The organism is Anabaena sp. WA102, assembly GCF_001277295.1.
Taxonomy (GTDB): Bacteria; Cyanobacteriota; Cyanobacteriia; order Cyanobacteriales; family Nostocaceae; genus Dolichospermum; species Dolichospermum heterosporum.
Genome location: NZ_CP011456.1, coordinates 4,044,345 through 4,068,868, shown reverse-complemented (window position 1 = coordinate 4,068,868; position 24,524 = coordinate 4,044,345). Strand labels below are relative to the sequence as shown.

Genomic DNA, 24,524 nt, shown 5'->3' with positions numbered 1-24,524 from the left:
TAGGGGTAAAGCAAGAGCTAAATCCCTACAAATCTAGGTTTTTCGTAATTTTCCAAAAGTCCATATTTCAACCATGTTGAGTATAATAAGATTTTGTGGAATCATCAATTTGTAGATATTATGTACCATACGCCTGATGGACATCGTTACTGTGACTATACGCATTTTCACGATGTCTTACCAGTTTAATTGATGCTGTTTAAGTTACGGTAAAAATGTCTAATCAAGTTTGGTTGTCACAGTTAAAATTACATCGAGCGATCGCTGTTATTCGCGCCCCGAAGATGGTATGGGGTGAGAAAATGGCTTTAGCTGTAGCATCTGGAGGAATGCAGTTAATTGAAATTACCTGGAATAGCGATCGCGCACCGGAATTAATTGCCCAACTCCGTGCTAAATTACCTAACTGTATGATTGGTACGGGGACTTTATTTAATGTTCAACAGTTACAAGAGGCGATCGCCTGTGGGGCGCAATTTCTCTTCAGTCCCCACACTGATCTAGATATGATTCAAGCTGCATTAACCGCAAATATCCCGATTATTCCCGGTGCATTGACACCCACAGAAATTATTACCGCTTGGAATCATGGTGCAAGTTGTGTCAAAGTGTTTCCGGTGCAAGCAGTGGGCGGAACTAGCTATATCAAGAGTTTACAAGGACCCCTTGGGCATATTCCCCTAATTCCTACGGGGGGTATAACATTAGAAAATGCTCAAGATTTTTTACAAGTGGGTGCAGTAGCGGTGGGGTTAAGTGGCGAATTATTCCCCACAGAATCAGTATTACAGGAAAATTGGCAAGCTATCAGTGAACAGGCCAGAAACCTCATGCAGAGGTTACATTAAATGTAAAGCGCATTACTAAACCCCTTCAAATTATGGCGTTGCTGAATTGGCGTATGATTTTTGGAGGTAGAGACGTTCCATGGAACGTCTCTACAAGAGTCTTGAACGTATGCAAAATTATTTTCATCCCTAAAATCAGCAACGCCCAAATTATTAACGATAGATGAGTAGTAATAGCGCAAGCGCTGACTTATCAGCTTCTAGCACTCATCCTAATCATTTAGGGACTTCCAAGAAATAAATTATCCTGATTAACGAACCACAGAGGCGCAGAGGACACAGAGGAATAAGGGTTTGAGAGATTTTTGCGTTAGGTGGTTGAGTATTTTTTTATTTGGAAGTCCCTTAGTTCCTCTGATGGAAAAAATTAGTGACATCCTTTCATCTTTATCTGTGGGAGCATTTGTATTAATCAATGACTTAGGTGAAATTGAATATATTGGTTAATTATTGACTTTTCATTGCTAAAAGCCTAAATTTACCTACAAATATTGATGATAGAAGAGCGATCGCATTCTCCATAACTACCCAAAAGCGATACATCAATTGATAACTTCTGAAACCGTAATTACAGATATGGTATGATTTTTAAAACTAGTTTTATAAGCAATGGCTTTAGCTATAACTTGGGGATTTTTGCCTTTGCGAATTTCCGATAAAATATCTGTATCAATTAAAGTTTTATTTTTCAATATTAATTTATTATTTTTTAGGTTCTATGTTTTATATAACATATCTTCAATTAGTTGATCAACTAATTCCGCATCATCTGACCATTTGCCAATAAATGAATCGTTGAGAATTTCTGGTTGAGTAAGTTGCTCAATCATGGCTTTAATTAAATCTGAGATTTGACAATGATTAGTTTGGGTTAATTGTTGTATTTTGTCATAGGTTTCTTGATCTAGTTCTATTTCTATTTTTTTCATAATTAGGAATTGAGCGCATTGCTGATATCTATCAACTTAAGCCTTAAGCCAGGGAATAAATTCCCTGTCTCATAGCTAAAGTCCGTTAAAACGGACTAATAAATTTACCCAGTTTTTAGTCATCTTTAGATGACTTTCGCTATGAGACTGGGAATTCATTCCCAGACGGGATAGGGGTTTTTACGACTGATTACACCCTACAATTAAACGCCGGCGTGACCTAATGCAATACCTGTCACCAACATTCCCAAAACCAAAAATGGTTGGGCGCTGGCTTGATATTTGACATCATTGGCTATGGGGTCACGAAGAAAATACATATCTTGGAAAGTGATTTGGGGAATGATTAATAATACGAGAATGGCTGCATATAAATTCTCGTGAATACTCACCAAATAACCTGCAACCAAACCTTGAAATAAGTCAATCATGACGACACAAATCAAAGCCGCATTTTGGATGCCAAACATAACTGGTAATGATTGTAATCCTAATTGGCGATCGCCTTCCACACTCTTAAAATCATTAACAATGGCAATCCCTAAACCCGCCAAACTGTAAAATAGAGTCAGAATCACAATTTTCCAGTTCAATTCCCCAAATAAAGCATGACCAGCCCACCAAGGTAAAGCAATGTAACTTGCACCTAAAGCATAATTTCCTAGCCAACCATTTTGTTTTAATTTCAATGGTGGTGCAGAATAGATATAGGCAATGAAACTACCAAAAACAGACAACAGTAAAACATTAGGAACTGAATGACCTGCCCATAAATCTAAGGTGTAAGCCACTCCATATCCTAATAATACTAAAAGCACGAATTGGCTAATTACTTGCTTTTCCGAAATTCTCCCCGAAGGTATAGGACGATAAGGTTCATTAATCGCGTCAATTTCCCGGTCATAATAATCATTGATGGTTTGGGTATAACCAGTCAATAAAGGACCAGAAAGCAACATACACAGGGCAGACTTCAAAACATTTTCTAAAGTCCAGGTATAGTTACCAGAAGAAGCCGCACCGCAGACCACACCCCAAATTAGGGGAATCCAGGTAATCGGTTTCATCAATTGCAAGCGAATTTTCCAAATAGAAGTTTCTCCAGCGCTCGCACCTTTCATTCCCAGCAATTGCCGAGTTTTCGCATTGCGGTCTTCTGTAATTGTAACTTCTGGATTTGGAGATTCTACAGCCTCATTCGGCTGCGAATTGGGATTAATGGGAGTTGATTCAGACATAAGGTGTAATGGTAATTGGTAATAGGTGATTGGTAATAGGTAATGGGTAATTGGTAATTATTACCCAGTCCCCAATCCCCAGTCCCCAATCCCTAAAAAGAAATTATCAAATAACTATTTTGAAACTTTGCACCTGTGACAGGTTTACCGCTTAAAGCAGGGGGGAGGAAGATATTACGTCTTTGATCTCCGGCTTCTACTGTAACCTCTGGACCCTGTTGAGTGAGTTTTACCTGTTTTTTGTCGAAACCAGGTAAAAATAGGCGTACTTGGCGATTATGCACGTCAATTTCAATGGGTGGGTTAGCTTGTAATGCTTGCTCAATCAAGTTGGGTAAAGCATCTATCAGAGGTTGCCATTCACCATTGACAACATCAGGAACTATGCTCACAGGTAGAGGTGCAAATTCCTCAGATAAATTAGGTTGTTCTGCCCCAGCAAATAAAATTGCGCCACCAATAGTTAAACCAATTTGTTGAGCGCTTCCCCATAAATAACGGGAATTTGCCATGTCAATAGGTTCAGATGTTGTCACCAAAAAAGCAGCAACGCGCCGAGGATTAGCCAGGGCAGCTTTACCTTCTTCGAGGAAATTATTAACTTGGTTAGTAGGTTGGGAAAAATTATCAGCAGTCCAATTAAAATTGAAAAGGCTACTAATTAAAGGTTGAATTAGGGGTGATTCAGAAATTGTTTTCCCTAAATCAGAGTTAACAAATAATTGCCGAAATCGTCTGACATACCAACTTAAAGATTCTGGCATTCCCAACATTCGCAAACTAGCAGCATCGCCCGTACCATCATAAATAATCGCGTCATATTTGCCACTGGCATCATATTCACGAATCGCATTGAGAGCGAGGGCGTTATCCATGCCCGGTAATACTACCAATTCTTGCCCATAAACCTCTTTAAAAATTGGTGTGCGGAGGTATTGAGCCTCTAATTTTTTCACTTCCTCCCAGTTGCGTTCTAGCAGTACAGATGCTTGAAACTGTACTGCTTGGAGATTGGGAGAGATTTCCTGGGGGTCAGGAGTCAGAGGAGTATTGAGTAGAATTGACAATGTTGGATCTGCTAGTCCTGCTAGGAGTACCCGTTTGCCTTGTGTTGCCAAACTAATGGCTGCGGCGATCGCTATCTTACTGCGAGCGATGCCGTTTTTGCCCAAAAACGTCAGTATCAAGGCCATTACTTAATTTCCAATTTTGCCGATCTTGTCAATAACAACTTAGCACTCAACCAATCTTCTTAGCCTCTGCTATAAGTTGTTTTGACTAAGCTGGTCTGATTTCATCTTCAAAAAACCAAGTGGAGGAGTTGTCGTCAAACTTGACTACCACACCAATTCCTTTACCATCTGTGACTTTGTAGCCTTCGATAGTGCCAATTTTGCCGAGTTTTTGAGCGATAGTAGAGGATACGCGATCGCGCAAACGAATCACCTTAACTTTCTGTCCGATGTCCATGATCTAGTTAAAATAAAATAATCCAAATCTCAGTGTAGCTGAATCTGGCACTCTGTTTTCATTGTTCATGGCTTAAAATTAAATCAGTAAGCAAGTAGGTATACTCTTATGTTTGTTACAGCCCAACAGCTAGAACAACAAATGCCCGATGCGACTCGTTTATTAAGTGATGAGCCGGAAATGGAAAGTTCTTTGCATTATATGCAGTTCCTATTATTGGTAACTAGCTTAGAGTGGTTATGGCGTGATCGCTGGGAATAGATCCTGATACAATACTGTTCGGTTAAGACTAAAAAGCAAAAATACGTAGGTTGGGTTGAGGAACGAAACCCAACATTTTCAATTCACTTCGTTCCATATGGCTAACGCCACGCTTTGCTAACGCAATGACATTGTGTAATTAATTCTGTCTCACTACTTATTTGCGATCGCTAGGCGTAAGTGAGTTGGCGTTAAAAATTGTCGTTATGGCAAGGCAAGAGGCAATGGGCAAGAGTAAAGAAGTTTTCGGCGATTTTACGTTTCTTTACACAGTTTGGTTTTATTGTGTTCACCTACTTAGATCCTGATAGTGTGGTTAATTAGGAAAAAACTATGACTACAACCATAAAGTTAACCGATGTCACCATCGAATATCCTAGCTCTGATGGAGAACCCGTGGCAGAAACCTATATACATCTCTATGCGATTTTAACTACTTTAGAAGTTTTAAAACAGTACCTAGCAGGAAGACAAGCAACGGTACTCGCAAATCAATTTTTATACTATGCTCAAAGTTTTCCGAAATTAAGAGTAGCACCAGATGTGATGGTAATTTTTGATGTGCCACCTGGAGGTAGAGATAATTATAAGGTCTGGGAAGAAGGTCAAGTTCCCCAAGTTGTCTTGGAAATGACCAGTGCCGGAACTCAAAGGCAGGATCAAGAGCAAAAGAAGTTATTGTATGAACAATTAGGGATTTTAGAATATTGGTTATTTGACCCGAAAGGAGAATGGATTAACAAAAAGTTACAGGGGTATCGTTTACAGGATGAGATTTATCAACCCATTACCGATAGTTTATCTCAGCCGTTGGGATTGCGTCTAGAAGTGGAAGGGGAGCTTTTAAGATTTTACCGTCTTGATACAGGTGATAAATTACTCATACCTACAGAATTGGCAGAAAAGGCTGAAAGTGAACGCCAAAGGGCTGATGATGCGGAGGCTAAAGTAGCAATTTTGGCTCAACGGTTAAGGGAGTTAGGTATTGACTCTGATAGTTTGTAAGTAATTACCTGAGATAGATAAAATTTCACTTATCTGAAAATTAATCGTCAACAATTGCACTCGTATGGTATAGAATGCCAAAATGACTTTTTTCCGGTGTGTAATGGTGCTATAAGAATGACACTTTCCCTGAAAGATAATTTAAATTGGTTACAAGTGCAGCGTTATTGCGAACTCCTGCACGTCTTAGTTGGACGGACACTTAAAGTCCGTTATCGGGGGTCTTTTCTAGGGGTTTATTGGTCACTATTGAACCCATTGATTATGACAGGGTTGTATACTGCCATCTTTGGTGCTACCTTTGCATCCTACTATGGTAACTCCATCATTAACTATATGCTGGCAGCGCTGACAGGACTGTTAGTAATTAATTTTTTCTCCGCTTGCACATCCCAAGCTTTAACCAGCGTAGTCGGCAATGGTGCATTATTAAATAAGATTCAGTTACCAGTTAGTGTTTTTCCGGTATCAATGATTTCGTCCAATGTCTTTCAGTTTTCAGTGGGAGCATTTCCGTTACTAGCAATTATGACATTGCTTAATTCCAAAAGTCTCATCAATGTCATCGCTTTAGTATTTCCATTTTTAGCATTAATTTTAGTTTCTACAGGAGTCGGTTTTTTAGTCAGCGCTTTGTACGTATTTTTCAGGGATTTACCTTACTTTTATGAATTAGTAGTATTTGTAATTTGGATTAGCAGTCCGATCTTTTACCCAGCAGCTATTGTTCCCAAGCCGGTAAAACAGTTTTTAGGTTTGAACCCCTTATCCCCAATCATCGAAAGTCTCCGTCAGATTACATTATCAGGTTCTCCACCAGATTTAGGTCTGATTTGGGGGGCTTTACTGAGTGGCATCATTATTTTAGCCTTGGGATGGACTTGTTTTCACCTGTGGCGGCATCAATTTATGGATTTGCTGTAAGAGGATGTTTGAAAAGTTTTTAATGTATAAACAAACCCCTCTCCAAACCTCTCCCCGAAGCGGGGAGAGGCTTTGAAAACCCCCTTCCCAGCCTTCGGCACGCTGCGCTAACGTAGGGAAGGGGGGCAGGGGGGTTAGGTTTTTGGAGATTATCGGTTTCATCTAATACTTTTAAAACATCCTCTTAGAGGATGTTTTAAAAGTGGTATTCCGTAATTTTCATCACATTGCTACCCCCCTAGTCCCACCTTTACAAGGGGGGAAACAATAAAAATCCAGTTCCCTCCCCTTTACAAGGGGAGGGTTAGGGAGGGGTAAAAAATATTTGATACATCAAGCATAACTTTTCAAACACCCTCTAACATAGCTATCGTTTGGTAATTGCATAAGTAGGTGAACACAATAAAACCAAACTGTGTAAAGAAATGTAAAATCGCCCAAACCCTCTTCACTCTTGCCTCTTGCATGAGTGCCTTTTGCCTTTCCATAACGACAATTTTCAACACCAACCTACTTAGGAATGTGAATTAAATAAGGTGCAAAAGTAGGGTGTGTTAGCGACAGCGTAACGCACCATTCCAGGTTACATCAGAATTGCAGGTTATTAAATTTGCGTTCCTTAGACTAGAACCTGATAGTTTATAATTAACCAAAGATAGTAATTTATCCTAATAAAATCTATGGCTTTAACCGCACAAGAAATAGAAGCATTAATGCCAGATTGCACTGAACTACTCAGCGACGAACCAGAAATGGAAAGCTCTTTACACTATACACAACTATTAATATTAGTAACTTGTTTAGAATGGTTATGGCGTAATAGAGAAGATTTTTTTATTGGTGCAAATCTTAGCGTTTACTATAGCCGACAACAGTTAAAAAATCGAGACTTTAGAGGACCAGACTTTTTTTTAGTTAAAGATACGGAAAAACGTCCACGTCTTTCTTGGGTAATATGGGAAGAAGATGGTAAATATCCCAATGTAATAATTGAATTACTTTCTGATTCTACAGCGAAGGTAGATAAGGGATTGAAAAAACAGTTGTATCAAAATCAATTCCGCACCCCTGAGTATTTTTGGTTTTCCCCGAATACCTTAGAATTGGTAGGATGGCGATTAACAGACAGTGAGTATAAAACTATTCCAGCATCAGAAAATGCCTGGTATTGGAGTCAGGAGTTAGGTTTATATCTAGGGGTTTGGGAAGATAAGTTAAGATATTTTACTGTTGAAGGAAAATTAGTCCCTACACCAGAAGAAGCTAATTTAGAAGAGATTAAAAAAGCTGAATTTGAACATCAAAGGGCTGAACTTGAACGTCAAAGGGCTGAATCTGAACATCAAAGGGCTGAATCTGAACGTCAAAGGGCTGATGACGCAGAGAATAAAGCAGCTATTCTAGCGCAAAAATTAAGGGAGTTAGGTATTGAAGCCGATATTTTATAACTAATGATCTTTATGATATATTTCAGGACTTACGCACTGTACAAATTTACAATGACGTGAATGAACGAAAATCAGTCGTTTCAGGCTTTTGGCGATTAACTTCCGATTGATAGCGATAGCTTCGCTTGCCGGAGGCATCACTAAAAATCGTGTAGGAACGCCCGAAAACTATAGACCATATTTGGTACTTTCTATCAATGCGTAAGTCCTAAAATTATCAGCTAAATAGGAGATGGTAAAAATGATTACAGCAAAAGAAGCAGTACGTTTGCGATAGCGCAAGCACTGACTTGTCAGTTCGCTCGGTGTAGATCCTGATAGTATAAATTAGGAAAAAACGAATTAGGAAAAAACGAGGTGTATACTAATCACAAGGAATTAAAAATTGTTATCAACTGTGGAGATTATACGTAAGATAGTCAAACTAAGACGGATTCTACCGATAGATGGAAAATGGTGGGGGAAATTCGACTTACTGAGAACTTTAGTCCGTCGGGATTTGGAAGCAAGGTATAAAGGTTCTGTATTAGGTAATTTGTGGCCTTTACTTAATCAGTTATCACAATTACTAATTTACACCTATGTATTTTCCGTAGTGCTGAAGGTGAAACTGCACACTTTAAAGGGTTTACCAGAAAATAATTTTACCTTTGGCTTGTGGCTGTTTGCGGGGTTATTACCCTGGATTGCTTTTACAGGTGGACTTATGCAGTCTGCTGGTTCAGTAATAGGACAGCCGAATTTAGTTAAGAAGGTGGTATTTCCTCTGGCGTTGTTACCTCTAGTGCCAATTTTATCAACGTTTATTGAAAGTTCCTTTGGTTTAATGGCATTGATATTTTTCGTAGCTATCACGACTCATACTTTACATACTACCTTGGCTCTGTTACCCTTAGTTTGGCTGACACAGTTATTATTAACTGCTGGGTTGGGTTATTTGACAGCGGGGCTAACAGTGTTTTTGAGAGATATTCCACAAACAATGGGAGTATTATTAAATGTGTGGATGTACTTGACACCGATTATCTATCCGGCTTCAGCAATTCCTGAAGCCTTCCGAAAATGGGTGTTTTGGTTAAATCCCATGGCAGCTATAGCAGAAGTTTATCGGGATATAGTTTTAGTGGGGGAGGTACAGCATTGGAGTGAGTGGGGTGTAGCTTCGGCGATATCAGTTATGATATTTTATTGTGGGTTTACAGTTTATAAGCGATTGCGTCCAGCATTTGCTGATGTATTGTGAACATTAAGAATGGCACTGTGGTTATTGTTTTTAATTTGTGAGGATTAACAGTAAAAGCATGGGAGAAGAAATTGCAATTTCCCTAAAAAATGTATCAAAGTGCTTTAAGCGTTATGCTCGTCCTGTAGATAGGCTTAAAGAATTGTTGTTACCTGGAAAATCCTATGCACAGGAGTTTTGGGCTTTAAGAGATATTAACTTAGATATTTGTAAAGGCGAAACTTTTGGGATTATCGGACAAAATGGATCTGGTAAAAGTACACTTCTACAAATTATTGCGGGGACACTAACACCAACTACAGGACAAGTATTAGTTAATGGCAGAGTTTCGGCTTTATTAGAATTAGGAAGTGGTTTTAATCCTGAGTTTACTGGGAGGCAAAATGTATTCTTTAATGGACGTATTCTAGGTTTAACTCAGGAAGAGATAGAAAATAAGTTTGATGATATAGCTGCTTTTGCCGATATTGGGGATTTTATCGATCAGCCAGTAAAAAGTTATTCTAGTGGTATGTTTGTTCGTTTAGCATTTGCAGTAGCGGTAAATGTTGAACCAAATATTTTAATTGTTGATGAGGCTTTAGCAGTTGGTGACGGAATTTTTGTACATAAATGTATGGCAAAAATTAAAGATTTTCAAGATTTAGGCGGAACAATTCTATTTGTTTCCCATGATAGTGGTTCAGTTTCAAGACTTTGCTCACAAGCAATCTGGATAAATGAAGGTAAATTTGTAGAAAAGGGAAAACCAGCAGAGGTTTGTAAGCACTATCAGGCTTGGATATATGAAGAAATAAATAACCGTCAAAAGTTACTCATCACAGAAAAAATTCCTATTCATAAATCACATAATCAAAACTTAAATGATGAAGTAAACTCGGAATTTTTAATGAAAAAAATAAACAATCCTTACACAGAAAACCCGTATTACAAATTTCAAACTATTGAACGATTTGGCACAGGAAGGGCGGAGATAATCAACATCGAATTGTTAGACTGTAATAGCCAAACTATAAACTTTATTTATCCAGGAGAAGAAATTTATTTAAAAGTTACTATAATTACTCATGATGAAATTGAAAAACTCATTATAGGTTGTTCACTTTACGATAGATTACGTACACCACTCACAGCTTGGAATACTTACCAATTGGGTACAAAATTGAGTAAGATAAATCAGGGTAGTATTGTTACTACTACATTTAATTTTAAATGGCCAGAAATTAACGGAGGCAGCTATATCATTGAACCAGCGGTGGCTGACGGTACGCAGGATAACCATGAAATGCTAGATTGGCTACAGTGTGGATATGTAATTAATTCTTCGGTAACAGAAATTACGTTTGGTATATTCAAAATACCTAATATAAATACATCTATTAATTATAGGCAAATAACAGAGTTAGAAATCTTAAATTCAATTAGTAGTTGAGTAAAAATATGGAATTTACGGGTGAAAGATACATTCCCTCTGTTGATGGACAAATCAAATATGAGCATCTACATCGGTATGCTTTATGTTTTGAATTTGTAGTTGGTAAAACTGTCTTAGATATTGCTTCAGGTGAAGGATATGGTTCTGCTTTATTGGCTAAATTAGCAAAGTCTGTAGTTGGAGTAGATATTAGTGTTGATACTGTTGAGTACGCATCTAAAGCATATCAAACCTATGAAAACCTTAAGTTTATGGTCGGTTCATGCGAATCTATACCATTACCAGAAAACTCTATTGATGTAGTAGTATCTTTTGAAACTATTGAGCATCATGATCAACATGAAAAGATGATGCAAGAGATTAAAAGGGTTTTAAGACCAGGTGGGATATTAATTATTTCTTCCCCCAATCGTCTAACTTATTCAGATGAAACAAATTATTCAAATCCCTTTCATGTCAAAGAACTTTATTATGATGAATTAGTTAATTTAATAGGTAACCATTTTCAATATAGTAAAATATATGGTCAAAGATTGGGGATAGGGTCTTTTATTTTTCCCTTGGAGGATACGGAAGCAAAAAATATTAAAGCTTATACAGGGGATATAAATAATTTAAGTCAAAAAATTTGCAGTTTGAATTCTCCTCTCTATTTTGTCGCTATATGTTCTGACAAATTAGAGAAAATACAACCTCCTGTGGAATCTTTATATATTTATGAATCTGATGATTTACTCAAAGTATTTGAAATAAATTTACATAAGACGCAAGAAATGCTACAGTATTCGCAGTCTCAAACCTACCAAACTCAGATAGAATTAGAGCGAGCCTATCAGGAATGGCAGAAAACTCAAAGACTTCTCCAACAAGCTCAAACTGAATGGCAAGAAGCTCAAAATATTATTCAAGCAATGGAATCTAGCAAATTTTGGAAAATTCGTCAATTTTGGTTTAAACTGAAACAAATATTTATAACTCGACATTAATGAATGTTAGTTGATTTTCACTTTATTCTTTTCACTTTATTCAATTAAAGGAGCTTATTAAATTCATGAATCAAGAGTATTTGCAAAAATTACTAGGAAAACAAGAAGAATTGAAACAAAGTCAAACTTTACTATTACAAATTCAGCTTGAATTGAAGCAGAAATTTATGGCTCTTGAAATTAAGAAAGTTAGTAAAATTCACAGAGCATGGATGATTTTCAAAGAAGAGGGTATAAGAAGCTTTCTTAAAAAACTAACTAATAAAATTAAACAGAGTTTTAACTTATCAAAATATGGAGCTATTAATGATTTAGAAAAAATAATAAAATATACAGCGCTTGATACTCCTGAAAAAATAAAATTTAACTTTCCTGATTCTCCATATCCCCAAGTATCCATTATTATACCCGTTTACAATAAATTTCTTTATACTTTTAATGCTTTAAAATCTTTACAAAATCAATCATCAAACTTAGTTAGCTTTGAGGTTATTGTCATTGATGATAATTCAACTGACGAAACTAAAGAGTATTTAAGTTATTCGTCAAATATTCAGCTTATAGTTAATGAGCAGAATCTTGGTTTTATTCGTTCTTGTAATCGTGGTGCTGCAACAGCAAAAGGTGAGTTTTTATGTTTTTTAAATAATGATACTCAGGTGTTGCCTGGATGGTTAGAAAATTTAGTTGCAGTAATCACACAAGATCATGAAGTAGGTGCTGTTGGTTCAAAGTTAATTTATGCAAATGGTAGACTTCAAGAAGCGGGAGGAATTATTTGGCAAGATGCCTCTGGCTGGAATTATGGGAGATTAGAATATCCTGATCAGCCTGAGTATAATTATGTAAGACAGGTTGATTATTGTTCAGGGGCAAGTTTACTAGTTAGAGCCGAAATCTTCAACAATTTGGGTGGTTTCTCGGAGGAGTTTCTACCTGCATATTATGAAGATACTGATTTATGTTTTGCTATTCGAGAATTGGGATACAAGGTTATATACCAGCCGAAATCCCAATTAATTCATTATGAAGGAATTACTTCTGGTACTAGCTTAGAAAGTGGTATTAAGAGCTATCAAAAAGCTAATCGTTATAAATTTTTGCTTAAATGGCAAGATCAATTACAGCATTATCTTACTCCTGAAGCAGAAAACGCGGAGTTGGCAGCTAGAAGATTACAAGGAAACAAAACTATTTTGATAATAGATAGTTATGTCCCTTTGCATGATCAAGAGTCGGGTTCTTACAGACTATTTAATATAATTCAAATTCTTATCAACCTTGGATATTTTGTAATTTTTCTCCCAGATAATGGCTTTGCTCAAGAACCCTACACATCGGAACTACAAAATCTCGGTGTTGAAGTGTTATATGCTACGCATCAACAACCTAATTTAGAAGATCAGTTGATTAAACGACTAAAACTAATTGACATTGCTTGGATATGCCGACCTGAGTTATGTAGTAAGTATATAAATATAATCAGAAGAAAGTCGAAAATAAATATCATTTATGATACAGTAGATTTACATTTTTTACGGATAAAACGAGAACAAGAGTTAATACCTCAGAGCGATAGGAATTCTAGCTTACCATCTTGGGAAGAATTGCGAGACATGGAATTAAATATGGCTAGGATAGCTAATTCAACAGTTGTTGTTACAGATGTTGAGAAAAAGATTTTAGAGGATTTCTGTATCAGTAATGTTTTCGTTGTACCGAATATACACCACCAATATCAAGGAAAGTTACCAGATTTTGAGCAGAGAAATGGTTTATTATTTATTGGTGGCTACAGGCATCCACCCAATGTAGATGCAGTAATTTGGATGTGCAGGGAAATTATGCCTTTAATTTGGCAGAAACAACCTAATATCAAGATTACTTTATTAGGCAGTAATCCACCAACAAAAATAAAAAATTTAGCAAGGGATGAGCGAATCGAAGTTCCTGGATATATTCAAGATGTAGAACCATATTTTCTGAAGAGTCGCGTTTTCGTTGCACCTTTAAGATATGGTGCTGGTATGAAAGGTAAAATTGGTCAAAGTCTTTCCTATGGTTTACCAACAGTCACAACATCTATTGGTGCAGAGGGAATGGGATTAACTCATGATTTCGATGTTTTAATAGCTGATGAAGTTAAAGATTTTGTTCAATTCGTTTTAATGGTTTATAATAACTATGAACTTTGGTCTTTACTCTCTCGTAATTCTTTAAAGCTAATTAATCAATATAGCCCACAAGCGATGAAATCAGTTTTAAGGCAATTACTTGAATTTATGGATAGTGATAATTAATAAAAACAAAGGTATAATTTAGTCATGAATAGTTTATTAAATGAATTTCAGATTTATCCTTTAGTCCAAACTAAAAATAGTTGGGTTGATAAGTTTGCTTTAAAATATACCTACACTTTAGGTTTTTGTCCAATATGCGGTCAACTAACTATATTCCTAGTATTTAATGATAATTTAAGGGAATCGGGAAGATGTATAGTTTGTCATTCTACAAATCGAAATCGACAAATGGCAGTGATACTTTTGGGTGCAATTGAAGAAGTTAAAGGACTTAAATTTAGAAGCATCAAGGATTTTGTTGCAAAAGCCCATCGCCTAGAACAACTAGCTGATTTTAAAATTTATAATACAGAAACTACAGGGTGTTTACATAATCTCTTAAAGGAATTACCTAATTATACAGCAAGTGAATATTTAAGTATGGAATACACAAGCGGAGAAGTAATTAATGGTATCCTGCATCAAGATTTAACAAAAACTTCTTTTCCTGATAATTCATTTGATGTAGTGCTGAGTAGTGATGTATTTGAACATATTCCCAAGCCCTATGAAGGTTTTCAGGAAATTTACCGTATCCTCAAATGTGGAGGTAGGCATATTTTTACAGTACCTTTTTATAGTGATCGGTATCAAGATGAAGTTAGATGTAAATTGCAAGAAGATGGTTCCATAAATCATATTTTACCGCCTGTTTATCATGGTGATCCTATACGAACAGAAGGCATTTTAGTTTATGTCATTTTTTCCCTAGAGATGCTGGTTAAGTTAAGTAATTTTGGATACAATTCTAGAATGTATAATGTTAAAAATTATTGGTATGGTATTTTGGGGTATAGTGCTATAGTTTTTGATACGGTCAAAATATAATTTAATTAAAATTTGAAGAAAAATCCGACTGATTGACTTACTTTCAGTAATTGATAAAAATGCAAACAACTGAAAAAATTGCTATTTTTTAGCTACCTACAATCCTAATTTAGGATATTTCCAAAAAAAGATACAATCAATAAAAAATCAAACTTATCAAAATTATATTTGTCACATTGTTGATGACTATCTCAAATGAAGTATCAAATAGCTATTCAAAAAATTATTGGGGAAGACACACGATTTATTTGCCATTTTCATAATCAAAATTTTAATCATTACTATAACTTTGAAAGTTTTATTTGATATTCATAAATTGAAAAATTTCTTATTTCTATGATCTATTTTTTAACAGTTAACTATTATTCTACATATCTTATCAAGAAATTAATAAATTCTGTAAGATCTTCTCAAGATAATAACTACCAAATTATTATCATTAATAACTCTCCTGACGATAATTCAATTTATCAACTAAAAAATCAATCAACAATAATTATTGAAGCAGAAAATAATCTTGGTTTTGGTGGAGGTTGTAATTTAGGTTTACAATGGATTTACAATCAAGATAAACAAGGAATAGTTTGGATAATTAATCCAGATGCTTACTTACCAGAAAATACTTTAGAAAAAGCTCAACTCTTTTTTAATTCATATCAACAATTATCAATTTTAGGTACAATTGTTTATAATCCTGAACAGAAAATTTGGTTTGCTGGTGGTCGCTTTATTCCTGAAAATGGCGCAATTTTAGAAGTAGATTTATTAACTAATAACGACACAGATTATATTAATTGTGATTGGGTTTCCGGTTGTAGTATAATAATTAATCTAAATAAATTTTCTGAATGTCCTTTATTTGATCATGCTTATTTTTTATATTATGAAGATTTTGATTTTTGCAGACGTTATGCTAATCAAGGACATTTAATAGCCATTACTAAACAATTAAGTGTCATACATCAACCTTCATCAATTACTAATAGAAACATTTTTAAAAAGATTAGATATAGTACCTATAGTTATTTATTTACAATTAACAGGTATACAAATAAATCAATTTTTACTATGAAACTTATTCTGCAAATCATCAAAGCAACAATGGGATTAATTATAAAACCACAAGCTGCATTAGGAAAAATTTATGGTATATGTGATTATATGAGAAATCAGCAACATCATTAACAGTAAGTTTAAAAGGACATTGTTTGGATGGGAGACTTGTGTAAAAATATCCGTAAATGATATAATCAAATTATGATGAACTAGGAGAAGAAAGAAAACTAAATCTTGAAATACAGATAATTTTAACTCATATTCACACAAAAACAATGGCAAAAGATGTTTTCCATCAACAGGTAAAAAATGCTTTAATAAAAGAAGGATGGAATATTACCCATGACCCCTTAACCATTCGCATTAGTGAAGCAATTAAACTCCAAATTGATTTAGCCGCAGAAACCACCATAGCCGCAGAAAGGGACTCAGAAAAAATTGCTGTAGAAATTAAAAGCTTTATTGGAGATTCAGATATCAGTAGTTTCCATACAGCATTAGGTCAATATCTTAACTATAGCCAAGCACTTGAAGAACAAGAACCAAACCGAATTGTTTACTTAGCCATCCCTTTTGAGACTTATTATGACTTTTTTCAACTTCCATTTATTCAACGAATGCTACAGCGATATCAAGTCAAGCTGATGATTTATGATCCTAAACAGGAGGAAGTTCGACAATGGATAAAATAGAAAAGTATAGACAATTTATCACACAAATTTTAACAGAACACGCCCAGATTTGTACCACAAATGATCCAGTCAAAGCACAACTAATATTTGATAGTGAACATGACCATTACCAACTCAATTATATCGGATGGCAAGGCGATAAACGAGTGTTTGGACCAGTGATGCACTTTGACATTGAAGACGGCAAAATTTGGATTCAGTACAACGGAACCGAAGAATCTATAGCTGAAAGATTAGTGCAAATGGGTGTACCAAATTCAGATATTGTCCTTGGTTTTCATTCTGCTTTTAAACGGCAATTTACACCTTATGCAGTACAGTAATATCCTACTCGTTAAAAATGAGAAATGCAATTACTCACTAATCTTTTATTCTTACTTGCCAAACCCACAGGTACAACTATTTACGCTCTGAATCTTTTACCTCATTTACAAAAACTTGAGCCGATACTTTTAACTTCCCAATCTTTCCCTGATTATAACTGCTATCAAACTCCTCCTAACTTAACATCAGAACAAGGATTGAAAGGACATTTAAACCGCTTATTATGGACACAATTCCAATTAAAAGTTATAATCTTTATAGAACTCATGAGAAAAATAGAGCAATGACAGAAAAAACCATCTCAGCAGACCTAGACGTAGAAACAGCAGAGCGAATTAGTGTATTATCAAAAATGGAAAATCGCTCAATATCCCAAATAGCCAGTGCTTCAATCAAGCTAGGAGCTATGTTACCTCATGATGCTTGGTCAGCACTCTTACAGTTAAATGGGGTTGCTTCTGAAGCACAGTGGCAAGAAATTAGTCAAGAAATTACAAGAGTTTTATTGCACCATCAATACAAACTCGCTCAACAAAGAATTGCCCAAAATATAGATAAAAATTGGTTAAATTCTTTAGAAACTGAAGATGATTTACTCTGTGCTTCAGTTGAGTTAACTCGTGATGTCTAATCATTTACGCTTATGTCTTGATCTCAATATTTGGTGTGCGGCATTATTAGCTGATATCAAAGAAAATCAAAATATGGCTACACCACGCAAGCTATCAGCTTGTCAAAGTATAGTTGATACAGTTCGTTATGGTCGCTGTTATATGGGAAAAGTAGAACTTGTGATTTCTTGGGGAATGTTAAATCGTTTAGAAGAAGTTTTATTAAGATTAACTCCCTTGGCTGAGGATGCGTCTTTTTATGTAGATGTTATCCGCAGTTATGCTCAAATTCAGCCTCAATTAACATTAGGAGGATCAGGTGTTATTCCTATTAGTGATATAGAAGATCAGCACGTTTTAGAAACAGCTTTAGCTGGTCGAGCTAATCTATTAGTGACAGCTAATTTTAAAGATTTTTTAAATAAAGATATTGAACTTATCATTCCTGAAAGACATAGTATTTATAATTCTCCTATCCATGAATTTCACATTGTTCATCCTTATTTAATGATTAATTGGCTAAATCAAGGTAATATTCCTGAAATTCTGTAATCTTTATAATAAAAAAAAGAAAATAAAAATTATATGGGCTTATTTAAAACTGAATTTGTATGAATAAAAAATATTAATAACTGAACTAACTAAAAATTAAAAATGCAATTACTCACTAATCTTTCATTCTTACTTACCAAACCTACAGGTACAACTACCTACGCTCTTAATCTTTTACCTCATTTACAAAAACTTGAGCCAATACTTTTAACTTCCCAATCTTTCCCTAACTATAACTGCTATCAAACTCCTACTAACCTAACCTCAGAACAAGGTTTGAAAGGACATTTACGCCGTTTATTGTGGACACAATTCCAATTACCAAAAATCTATCAAAACCTCAAATCCCAACTTTTATTTTCCCCTATTTCCGAAGCACCTTTATATACTAATTGTCGGTTTGTTGTTACAGCATTTGATATGATACCACTGCGGTTTCCTAAACGCTTTTCACCATTGACGACATACCATAAATACTATACTCCTGAAGTTTTTAAACAAGCAGAACATATTATTTGTATATCAGAATCAACAGCCAATGATATCACCCAATTTTACCAAATTCCTAGTAATAAAATTACACCAATTCTCTTGGCGGGAGATAACTCACATTTCCAATTCCTGAACCTTCCTACCCGCAATTACTTCCTATATATTGGTCGTCAAGACCCTTACAAAAACCTCCAAAGACTAATTACCGCTTTTTCCGCATTACCTCACAAAAATGATTATGAACTATGGTTAGCCGGACCCTATGATCAACGTTACTCTCCATTATTAGAAGCACAAACTCAAGAATTAGGAATAAGTCATCTTGTTAAATTCCTTAACTATGTTTCCTATGACGAATTACCAATAATTATTAATCAAGCATTAGCACTTGTTTTCCCTACTCTGTGGGAAGGATTTGGTTTACCGGTTTTAGAAGCAATGGCTTGTGGTACACCAGTTATTACTTCTAATATTTCCTCACTTCCAGAAGTTGCGGGAGATGCTGCTATTTTAATTAATCCCTATAATGCGAGGGAGATTACAGCAGCAATGCAAGCAGTTATTAATGATTCAGAACTGAGAAAACAACTTTCAGAAAAAGGTCTGAAAAGAGCAAATCAATTTAGTTGGGAAAAAACTGGAAAAGCTACAGTTGAGGTTTTAAAAGAATATCTTCGATCGTAGCAGAGTAGCAGATCCCCGACTTCTTAAAGAAGTCGGGGATCTTCTTGTTCTTCAAATATCCTTTATTTGATCATGCTTATTTCTTTAACATCTTATTTAATGGGTGAGGAGGGAATCGAACCCGCAACCAATTGATTAAGAGTCAACTGCTCTACCGTTGAGCTACTCACCCGCTTATTAGATCATGATATCAGACTTTTGACTTTTGCGCTAGTGTTGCATGGTTTAAAAATCGTTAATTTTCCTGGGGTTTGATTAATAGGTAGTGAGACAGAATTAATTACACAATTTCATTGCGTAAGCGTTGCGTGGCGTTAGCCATATGGAACGACGTGAAATGAAGCAATTCCAAGGGTTGTGATTGCTTCCCTTCGCTTGCAATGACTGTAAATATTTTTGTCCAATTACTTATTCCTTTTCCCTCTCCTCTTAGGAGAGGGTTAGGGAGAGGTGCCTTTATTAATTGTTGAATCACGAAATTTATCAACAGATTGCTGAAGACACTAAACAACTACAACAGTGGGAATTGCATGATAAAAGTAATGCGATTGTTCATGCTCATAACTTGAATAAATCCACCTAAACGCTGTACTATTGTTTTTACTAATGCCAATTCTAAGCCGGTGTTCTGTGCTTGCCAGGGGGAATGTTTGGGAATGCGGTAAAATGGCTGAAAAACTTGTGACAGTTTATGGTGAGGCATCTCTACACCAGAAATAATGATTTTTAATTCTACCGTGTTTGCATTCATATCGGCGGTAACTGTAATTGATTCACCTGCGGGAGCGCATTGACAAGCTTGGTTGAGTAGCAGGGTAATAATTTTTTCTAACTCGGTGATATCTGTGGATAAAGGAGGAATTTCTCTGGGGATATCTAGGTGTAATTGTTGTTGCTGGCAATTGGTAACATCTCGAAAAGATTCGACAATGGAAAATAACCAATTTGAAAAATCAATAGTAATTAAATTAGGAGGTTCAGGATCGATTTTCAGATATGTCAAGGTAAGAAGATCGGTAAGCAATTTATCTTCTCGTCCACATTCATGATGGAGAATTTGTAATAGTTGGCATACTATTTCTATATCTATAATCCCCGGCGGTGTCATGAGACTTTCTAGGGTTTGCACAGCAAGATTAATATTAGTAATCGGTGTGCGTAATTCTTGGGCAAGATGTCTGATAAATTCGTTGTAATGATGTTCTCGGGTTGCAATTTCTTGAACTTGGGCTTTGGTTTTGGTGTAGAGTTGAGATTGACAGATGGCGATCGCACATTGATTAGCTATTTGCTGTAAAAAAGATATTTCTAATTCTCCAAATTTTGCCTCTGTATGCCGAATTAGCCAAATATTGCCCAAAACACCTTGATGATCAAAAATCGGACAAGCCAATTGACTCATCATTTGTAAGCCAGAATTATGTCCGGGAACAATTTCTATAGATTGCCAGATTTGTTTTTGCAATAGAGATTGATAAATTCGGGGGAAATCAGCAACTTTTGTGGTTAAACCTTGAAAATGGGGTAAACTCGCACTATATTCGTAGGTAACTGTAGCAGCAGTCAAACAGGGATTATAAAGTTCAATTTGACAGCGATTAAGTTGTAATAAATCAACTAATTCTTGAGTAATAATTGTTAATATTTTGCGATCATCTAGACTATCGCGGATGTGTTCAGTAATATATTGTAGCAATCCTTGGAATTTCTGAATTTGCTGTATCTTTTGAATATTTTCCTGTCTTTCTAACTCTAATTGGATTTGTAAATATTCTACCTGCTGTTGTAATTGGGCAACGGATGTATCTCCACCCAATTGCATAGATACTTCTGAACAAAATATGGGTGGAGATGGTAATTGTGTCCATTTGGGGATGGATTTAACTCGATTTAGATTCATGCAATAGTTTAGGAAAGAAATAATGGATAATTGATCATCGGGGAAGAGGTAAGTGGAAAGAATACTTACTCATGACTAATTTTTCCATCTGCCTATTACCTATTCCTTAAGGAAGAAATGACATGAGTATGAGTGAGCATACCAAATATTGTGTATTGCTGATAACAACCCTTGTGACGGTTTGTAAACAGGTACGTTAAGTTACAGCTAATCCCATAATGCTATTTTACTGCATTGTTAAAAATTAATACTAATCTTTTATAAATTTGCATACAAAAAGCTTATACTGCAATTATTTACAAAATCATACAGCAAAAGTCACTGAGTCGGGAATGAATTATTTTGTAAATTTTCTACCTCATCTCCCCGGAACGTGCCGTAATTTTGCACTTTTTCCCATATAATTTTATGAATATCTCAAAATCCCAACCCAGAATTTTATGGGTGCAAGTTTTGGCTTTAGCTGGATTACAAGCAGCAATTACCCTGACTTGGTTAGTTTATAATCTATATTTGCCTAAACTGTTAACTCAATTTGGATTTCCTGCATCCTTAGCAGTTGGTTTATTGGTGTTAGAAACTGCCTTGGGTCTGATATTAGAACCAGTTATGGGGGGACTTTCAGATCAAGCTGTTCGCTGGGTAGGGAGTCGCTTTCCCTTGATTTCCGCCGGTGTAATTTTAGCAGCAAGCTTGTTTATTGCCATACCTTGCGTTGTGACTTTTATTCCCCCAACAGAAGTAATTAAAGGAATTTTACCTTTAGTTTTGATTGCTTGGGCATTAGCAATGACAATATTTCGTTCTCCGGCAATTTCTTTATTAGGAAAATATGCTACCCCAAAAGATTTACCATTGGCAGCGAGTTTTTTAGGTTTAGCTGGGGGTATAGTTGGTTCTTTTCGGGATATTGGTAATACATTTATTTTAGGTTTGGGTCCGATTTTTGCTTTTTCCATAGCTTCTTTTGTGCTTTTGCTGGCAGTGTTTACTGTCCGGTTTTTTGCACCTCCAGAAACGCCAGTTAATCGGGAGATTTTCAACATCCCCAAAATCCCTAAAATGTCGCAAATACCTATTACCAAATTAGGCTTAATTTTCGTCACAGGTTTGAGTATGGCTTGGGGTTCTCGATTACTGATGAGTGCTATCAGCAAAACTCTGAAAACTCAACTAAATACAGATAATATCACCACAATCATGGTAGTAATTAGCTTAACTTTGGCTTTTATTGCCTTACCTGCGGGATTTTTGGCTACTGAAATTGGTAATCGTCAAGCCATGTTGGCGGGTATCTGTACTACTATTTTATCAATAATATTAATGCTAAGTTTAGGCGCACATTTCCTGATTATATTGTTGGCTTTGGCTGGATTTAGTTTAATTACTAATGGGGTGATTCCATTTATTTTAGGATTAATGACCCAACGATGGGCAGGTTTAGGAATTGGGATGTATTTTGGGGAATTTTCCTTAGCTATGAGTATTTTTGGTTTTGTATTTCCAGCCACAATAACATCTGTATTTGCTGGATTTTGCAGTGCCTTGGCGTTTTTAATCACGGGTGTGTGTATTATGATAAGTGGGAAATATAGCAATCCTCAATTGAGTTAGGACTTACGCAAGTGTCACACCAAAAATCTGTTGTCGGGTGCGTCAGATATCAACAATCTGTTTATTTGCAAGATTTATGCAGTCTGACGCACCCTACCAATGTGCCAGTTGCGTAAGTTCTATGAGTTAAAAATAAGTTTTTTGCCTGTTCCCTGTTCTTCTGTTCCCATTCTCCATTTATATGACTAACAATTCAGATTTTCGCATTGAAAAAGACTCAATGGGCGATCGCCAAATTGCCAATAACGTATATTATGGGATTCAAACCCAAAGGGCGATCGAAAATTTCCCCATTAGCGGGATTAAACCTTTATCCACTTATATAGATGCTGGTTTATATATTAAAAAAGCCGCCGCTATTGTCAATGGAGAATTGGATTGTATTCCCGCAGATATCAGCAAGGCTATTATTCAAGCTACTGATGAAATTTTAGCAGGTGCATTACGAGGTCAATTTGTCGTTGATGTTTATCAAGCTGGTGCGGGAACTTCTCACCACATGAATATTAACGAAGTTTTGGCAAATCGCGCTTTAGAAATTCTGGGAGATCAAAAAGGTAATTATAAACTCGTTAGCCCCAATGATCATGTAAATTACGGACAGTCTACCAATGATGTCATCCCTACAGCTATTCGGATTGGTGGCTTACTGGCACTTTCTCGCACTTTACAACCAGCTTTAGAACAGGCAATTTCGGCTTTAGAAGCCAAAGCTACAGAATTTCAAGATATCGTCAAATCGGGGAGAACTCACCTCCAAGACGCTGTACCCGTGCGATTAGGGGATAATTTTCGGGCTTGGGCGCAAATTCTCTCAGAACACCAAAACCGTCTTTACATTGCTTCTGGGGATTTAATGGTGTTGGGTTTAGGTGGTAGTGCGGCGGGAACAGGTATGAATACTCACCCAGAATATCGGCAAAGAGTTGTGGATATCCTGTCGCAATTATTGGAATTTCCCCTAGAACCAGCACCCCATTTAATGGCTGCTATGCAAAGTATGGGGGCTTTTGTGAATGTTTCTGGGGCGTTGCGGAATTTAGCCCAGGATTTGGTGAAAATATCCCACGATTTACGGTTAATGGATTCTGGTCCCAAAACCGGATTTAAGGAAATTCAACTTCCTCCAGTCCAACCTGGTTCTTCAATTATGCCCGGAAAATATAATCCTGTGATGGCAGAGATGACATCAATGGTATGTTTTCAGGTAATGGGATATGATAATGCGATCGCTTTTGCCGCCCAAGCTGGACAATTAGAATTAAACGTAATGATGCCCCTCATTGCCTATAATTTAATTCACAGCATTGAGATTTTAGGTAACACAATTTCGGCTTTAACCACAAGCTGTATTCAAGGAATTACTGCTAACAAAGAACGTTGTTTAGCCTATGCTGAAGGCAGTTTAGCATTAGTCACCGCCTTAAATACCCACATCGGTTATTTGAATGCTGCGGCTGTAGCTAAGGAATCTTTAGAAACAGGTAAATCTCTCCGGCAAATAGTTCTCGAAAAAGGTTTAATGACAGAAACAGAATTAGCAACAGTCCTGGATTTAGACCAAATGAGTGCAATTGTTCCTTTAAAATAAGTACAAAATACAAGATCCCCGACTTCTTTAAGAAGTCAGGGATCTGATTGATAG

Annotated in this window: 24 protein-coding genes, 1 tRNA gene and 2 pseudogenes; 20 read left to right on the top strand and 7 right to left on the bottom strand. The window is 36.0% G+C overall.

Annotation, left to right across the window (positions count from 1 at the left end; all coding sequences use genetic code 11):
• Positions 1–87: 87 nt before the first annotated feature.
• A pseudogene (locus AA650_RS28760) lies at positions 88–189 on the top strand (ion channel); the annotation flags it as partial.
• Between the two features lie 26 nt (positions 190–215).
• Positions 216–848: a bifunctional 4-hydroxy-2-oxoglutarate aldolase/2-dehydro-3-deoxy-phosphogluconate aldolase gene (locus AA650_RS17730; protein ID WP_053540020.1), complete on the top strand. Its 633-nt coding sequence runs from the start codon at positions 216–218 to the stop codon at positions 846–848.
• A gap of 542 nt (positions 849–1,390) precedes the next feature.
• On the opposite strand, the gene AA650_RS26825 is transcribed toward AA650_RS17730, so the two are convergent.
• The 5 genes from AA650_RS26825 to petP form a co-directional block, all read right to left on the bottom strand.
• Positions 1,391–1,540, bottom strand: coding sequence for a hypothetical protein (locus AA650_RS26825; protein WP_233455532.1), 150 nt, complete (start codon positions 1,538–1,540; stop codon positions 1,391–1,393).
• A gap of 24 nt (positions 1,541–1,564) precedes the next feature.
• Positions 1,565–1,777 carry a hypothetical protein gene (locus AA650_RS17725; protein ID WP_053540019.1) on the bottom strand — a complete coding sequence of 71 codons (213 nt, stop codon included), beginning with the start codon at positions 1,775–1,777 and terminating at the stop codon, positions 1,565–1,567.
• Positions 1,778–1,980: 203 nt separating this feature from the next.
• Positions 1,981–3,015 carry a chlorophyll synthase ChlG gene (chlG, locus tag AA650_RS17720; protein ID WP_053540018.1) on the bottom strand — a complete coding sequence of 345 codons (1,035 nt, stop codon included), beginning with the start codon at positions 3,013–3,015 and terminating at the stop codon, positions 1,981–1,983.
• 92 nt (positions 3,016–3,107) lie between these two features.
• Positions 3,108–4,208 carry a Get3/ArsA fold putative tail anchor-mediating ATPase NosAFP gene (locus tag AA650_RS17715; protein ID WP_053540017.1) on the bottom strand — a complete coding sequence of 367 codons (1,101 nt, stop codon included), beginning with the start codon at positions 4,206–4,208 and terminating at the stop codon, positions 3,108–3,110.
• Positions 4,209–4,293: 85 nt separating this feature from the next.
• Positions 4,294–4,485 (bottom strand): cytochrome b6f subunit PetP, encoded by a 192-nt coding sequence (petP, locus tag AA650_RS17710; protein WP_053540016.1) that lies wholly within the window; start codon positions 4,483–4,485, stop codon positions 4,294–4,296.
• A gap of 108 nt (positions 4,486–4,593) precedes the next feature.
• Between petP and AA650_RS28130 the strand changes: the two are divergent.
• The 16 genes and pseudogenes from AA650_RS28130 to AA650_RS17635 all read left to right on the top strand — a co-directional run.
• Positions 4,594–4,737: pseudogene (locus AA650_RS28130) on the top strand (Uma2 family endonuclease); the annotation flags it as partial.
• Between the two features lie 342 nt (positions 4,738–5,079).
• Positions 5,080–5,751, top strand: a complete 672-nt coding sequence (locus AA650_RS17705) for a Uma2 family endonuclease (RefSeq protein WP_053540015.1) — start codon at positions 5,080–5,082, stop codon at positions 5,749–5,751.
• A gap of 117 nt (positions 5,752–5,868) precedes the next feature.
• Positions 5,869–6,675, top strand: a complete 807-nt coding sequence (locus tag AA650_RS17700) for an ABC transporter permease (RefSeq protein WP_053540014.1) — start codon at positions 5,869–5,871, stop codon at positions 6,673–6,675.
• A gap of 680 nt (positions 6,676–7,355) precedes the next feature.
• Entirely contained in the window at positions 7,356–8,123 is a 768-nt protein-coding gene (locus AA650_RS17695) for a Uma2 family endonuclease (RefSeq protein ID WP_053540013.1), read from the top strand.
• A 397-nt stretch (positions 8,124–8,520) separates the two neighbouring features.
• Positions 8,521–9,366: an ABC transporter permease gene (locus tag AA650_RS17690; RefSeq protein ID WP_053540012.1), complete on the top strand. Its 846-nt coding sequence runs from the start codon at positions 8,521–8,523 to the stop codon at positions 9,364–9,366.
• Between the two features lie 58 nt (positions 9,367–9,424).
• Positions 9,425–10,798 carry an ABC transporter ATP-binding protein gene (locus tag AA650_RS17685; protein WP_053540011.1) on the top strand — a complete coding sequence of 458 codons (1,374 nt, stop codon included), beginning with the start codon at positions 9,425–9,427 and terminating at the stop codon, positions 10,796–10,798.
• An 8-nt stretch (positions 10,799–10,806) separates the two neighbouring features.
• The gene (locus AA650_RS17680; protein WP_053540010.1) at positions 10,807–11,787 is read left to right on the top strand and encodes a class I SAM-dependent methyltransferase; all 981 of its coding nucleotides are present in this window, start codon (positions 10,807–10,809) and stop codon (positions 11,785–11,787) included.
• 65 nt (positions 11,788–11,852) lie between these two features.
• Positions 11,853–14,087: a glycosyltransferase gene (locus AA650_RS17675; protein WP_199924286.1), complete on the top strand. Its 2,235-nt coding sequence runs from the start codon at positions 11,853–11,855 to the stop codon at positions 14,085–14,087.
• 24 nt (positions 14,088–14,111) lie between these two features.
• Positions 14,112–14,954 carry a class I SAM-dependent methyltransferase gene (locus tag AA650_RS17670; protein WP_053540009.1) on the top strand — a complete coding sequence of 281 codons (843 nt, stop codon included), beginning with the start codon at positions 14,112–14,114 and terminating at the stop codon, positions 14,952–14,954.
• 336 nt (positions 14,955–15,290) lie between these two features.
• Entirely contained in the window at positions 15,291–16,139 is an 849-nt protein-coding gene (locus AA650_RS17665) for a glycosyltransferase (protein ID WP_053540008.1), read from the top strand.
• A 146-nt stretch (positions 16,140–16,285) separates the two neighbouring features.
• Positions 16,286–16,702 (top strand): XisH family protein, encoded by a 417-nt coding sequence (locus tag AA650_RS17660; protein ID WP_053540007.1) that lies wholly within the window; start codon positions 16,286–16,288, stop codon positions 16,700–16,702.
• Positions 16,690–17,025 carry a XisI protein gene (locus tag AA650_RS17655; RefSeq protein ID WP_039201223.1) on the top strand — a complete coding sequence of 112 codons (336 nt, stop codon included), beginning with the start codon at positions 16,690–16,692 and terminating at the stop codon, positions 17,023–17,025. The genes AA650_RS17660 and AA650_RS17655 overlap by 13 nt, the downstream gene beginning before the upstream one ends.
• 24 nt (positions 17,026–17,049) lie before the next feature.
• Positions 17,050–17,313 carry a hypothetical protein gene (locus AA650_RS17650; protein ID WP_039201225.1) on the top strand — a complete coding sequence of 88 codons (264 nt, stop codon included), beginning with the start codon at positions 17,050–17,052 and terminating at the stop codon, positions 17,311–17,313.
• Positions 17,310–17,657: a hypothetical protein gene (locus AA650_RS17645; RefSeq protein ID WP_039201226.1), complete on the top strand. Its 348-nt coding sequence runs from the start codon at positions 17,310–17,312 to the stop codon at positions 17,655–17,657. Before AA650_RS17650 ends, AA650_RS17645 begins: the two co-directional genes overlap by 4 nt.
• Positions 17,650–18,189 carry a PIN domain-containing protein gene (locus AA650_RS17640; RefSeq protein ID WP_053540006.1) on the top strand — a complete coding sequence of 180 codons (540 nt, stop codon included), beginning with the start codon at positions 17,650–17,652 and terminating at the stop codon, positions 18,187–18,189. The genes AA650_RS17645 and AA650_RS17640 overlap by 8 nt, the downstream gene beginning before the upstream one ends.
• Positions 18,190–18,291: 102 nt before the next feature.
• Positions 18,292–19,365: a glycosyltransferase family 4 protein gene (locus tag AA650_RS17635; RefSeq protein WP_053540005.1), complete on the top strand. Its 1,074-nt coding sequence runs from the start codon at positions 18,292–18,294 to the stop codon at positions 19,363–19,365.
• A 100-nt stretch (positions 19,366–19,465) separates the two neighbouring features.
• Here the strand turns inward: AA650_RS17635 and AA650_RS17630 are convergent.
• Positions 19,466–19,537 (bottom strand) — tRNA-Lys (locus AA650_RS17630).
• Positions 19,538–19,876: 339 nt separating this feature from the next.
• Positions 19,877–21,265, bottom strand: a complete 1,389-nt coding sequence (locus AA650_RS17625) for a GAF domain-containing sensor histidine kinase (RefSeq protein WP_053540004.1) — start codon at positions 21,263–21,265, stop codon at positions 19,877–19,879.
• Between the two features lie 408 nt (positions 21,266–21,673).
• Between AA650_RS17625 and AA650_RS17620 the strand changes: the two genes are divergently transcribed.
• Positions 21,674–22,879: an MFS transporter gene (locus AA650_RS17620; protein ID WP_053540003.1), complete on the top strand. Its 1,206-nt coding sequence runs from the start codon at positions 21,674–21,676 to the stop codon at positions 22,877–22,879.
• Positions 22,880–23,060: 181 nt separating this feature from the next.
• Positions 23,061–24,470, top strand: a complete 1,410-nt coding sequence (locus tag AA650_RS17615) for an aspartate ammonia-lyase (RefSeq protein WP_053540002.1) — start codon at positions 23,061–23,063, stop codon at positions 24,468–24,470.
• Positions 24,471–24,524: the final 54 nt, after the last annotated feature.

Coding starts and splice junctions, on each gene's coding strand:
- AA650_RS17715 (WP_053540017.1), bottom strand. CDS start 4,208: ATGGCCTTGATACTGACGTTTTTGGGCAAAAACGGCATCGCTCGCAGT.
- AA650_RS17670 (WP_053540009.1), top strand. CDS start 14,112: ATGAATAGTTTATTAAATGAATTTCAGATTTATCCTTTAGTCCAAACT.
- petP (WP_053540016.1), bottom strand. CDS start 4,485: ATGGACATCGGACAGAAAGTTAAGGTGATTCGTTTGCGCGATCGCGTA.
- AA650_RS17650 (WP_039201225.1), top strand. CDS start 17,050: ATGCAATTACTCACTAATCTTTTATTCTTACTTGCCAAACCCACAGGT.
- AA650_RS17725 (WP_053540019.1), bottom strand. CDS start 1,777: ATGAAAAAAATAGAAATAGAACTAGATCAAGAAACCTATGACAAAATA.
- AA650_RS17700 (WP_053540014.1), top strand. CDS start 5,869: ATGACACTTTCCCTGAAAGATAATTTAAATTGGTTACAAGTGCAGCGT.
- AA650_RS17675 (WP_199924286.1), top strand. CDS start 11,853: ATGAATCAAGAGTATTTGCAAAAATTACTAGGAAAACAAGAAGAATTG.
- AA650_RS17660 (WP_053540007.1), top strand. CDS start 16,286: ATGGCAAAAGATGTTTTCCATCAACAGGTAAAAAATGCTTTAATAAAA.
- AA650_RS17635 (WP_053540005.1), top strand. CDS start 18,292: ATGCAATTACTCACTAATCTTTCATTCTTACTTACCAAACCTACAGGT.
- AA650_RS17685 (WP_053540011.1), top strand. CDS start 9,425: ATGGGAGAAGAAATTGCAATTTCCCTAAAAAATGTATCAAAGTGCTTT.
- AA650_RS17730 (WP_053540020.1), top strand. CDS start 216: ATGTCTAATCAAGTTTGGTTGTCACAGTTAAAATTACATCGAGCGATC.
- AA650_RS17680 (WP_053540010.1), top strand. CDS start 10,807: ATGGAATTTACGGGTGAAAGATACATTCCCTCTGTTGATGGACAAATC.
- AA650_RS17645 (WP_039201226.1), top strand. CDS start 17,310: ATGACAGAAAAAACCATCTCAGCAGACCTAGACGTAGAAACAGCAGAG.
- AA650_RS17615 (WP_053540002.1), top strand. CDS start 23,061: ATGACTAACAATTCAGATTTTCGCATTGAAAAAGACTCAATGGGCGAT.
- chlG (WP_053540018.1), bottom strand. CDS start 3,015: ATGTCTGAATCAACTCCCATTAATCCCAATTCGCAGCCGAATGAGGCT.
- AA650_RS17640 (WP_053540006.1), top strand. CDS start 17,650: ATGTCTAATCATTTACGCTTATGTCTTGATCTCAATATTTGGTGTGCG.
- AA650_RS17655 (WP_039201223.1), top strand. CDS start 16,690: ATGGATAAAATAGAAAAGTATAGACAATTTATCACACAAATTTTAACA.
- AA650_RS17625 (WP_053540004.1), bottom strand. CDS start 21,265: ATGAATCTAAATCGAGTTAAATCCATCCCCAAATGGACACAATTACCA.
- AA650_RS17665 (WP_053540008.1), top strand. CDS start 15,291: ATGATCTATTTTTTAACAGTTAACTATTATTCTACATATCTTATCAAG.
- AA650_RS17695 (WP_053540013.1), top strand. CDS start 7,356: ATGGCTTTAACCGCACAAGAAATAGAAGCATTAATGCCAGATTGCACT.
- AA650_RS17620 (WP_053540003.1), top strand. CDS start 21,674: ATGAATATCTCAAAATCCCAACCCAGAATTTTATGGGTGCAAGTTTTG.
- AA650_RS17705 (WP_053540015.1), top strand. CDS start 5,080: ATGACTACAACCATAAAGTTAACCGATGTCACCATCGAATATCCTAGC.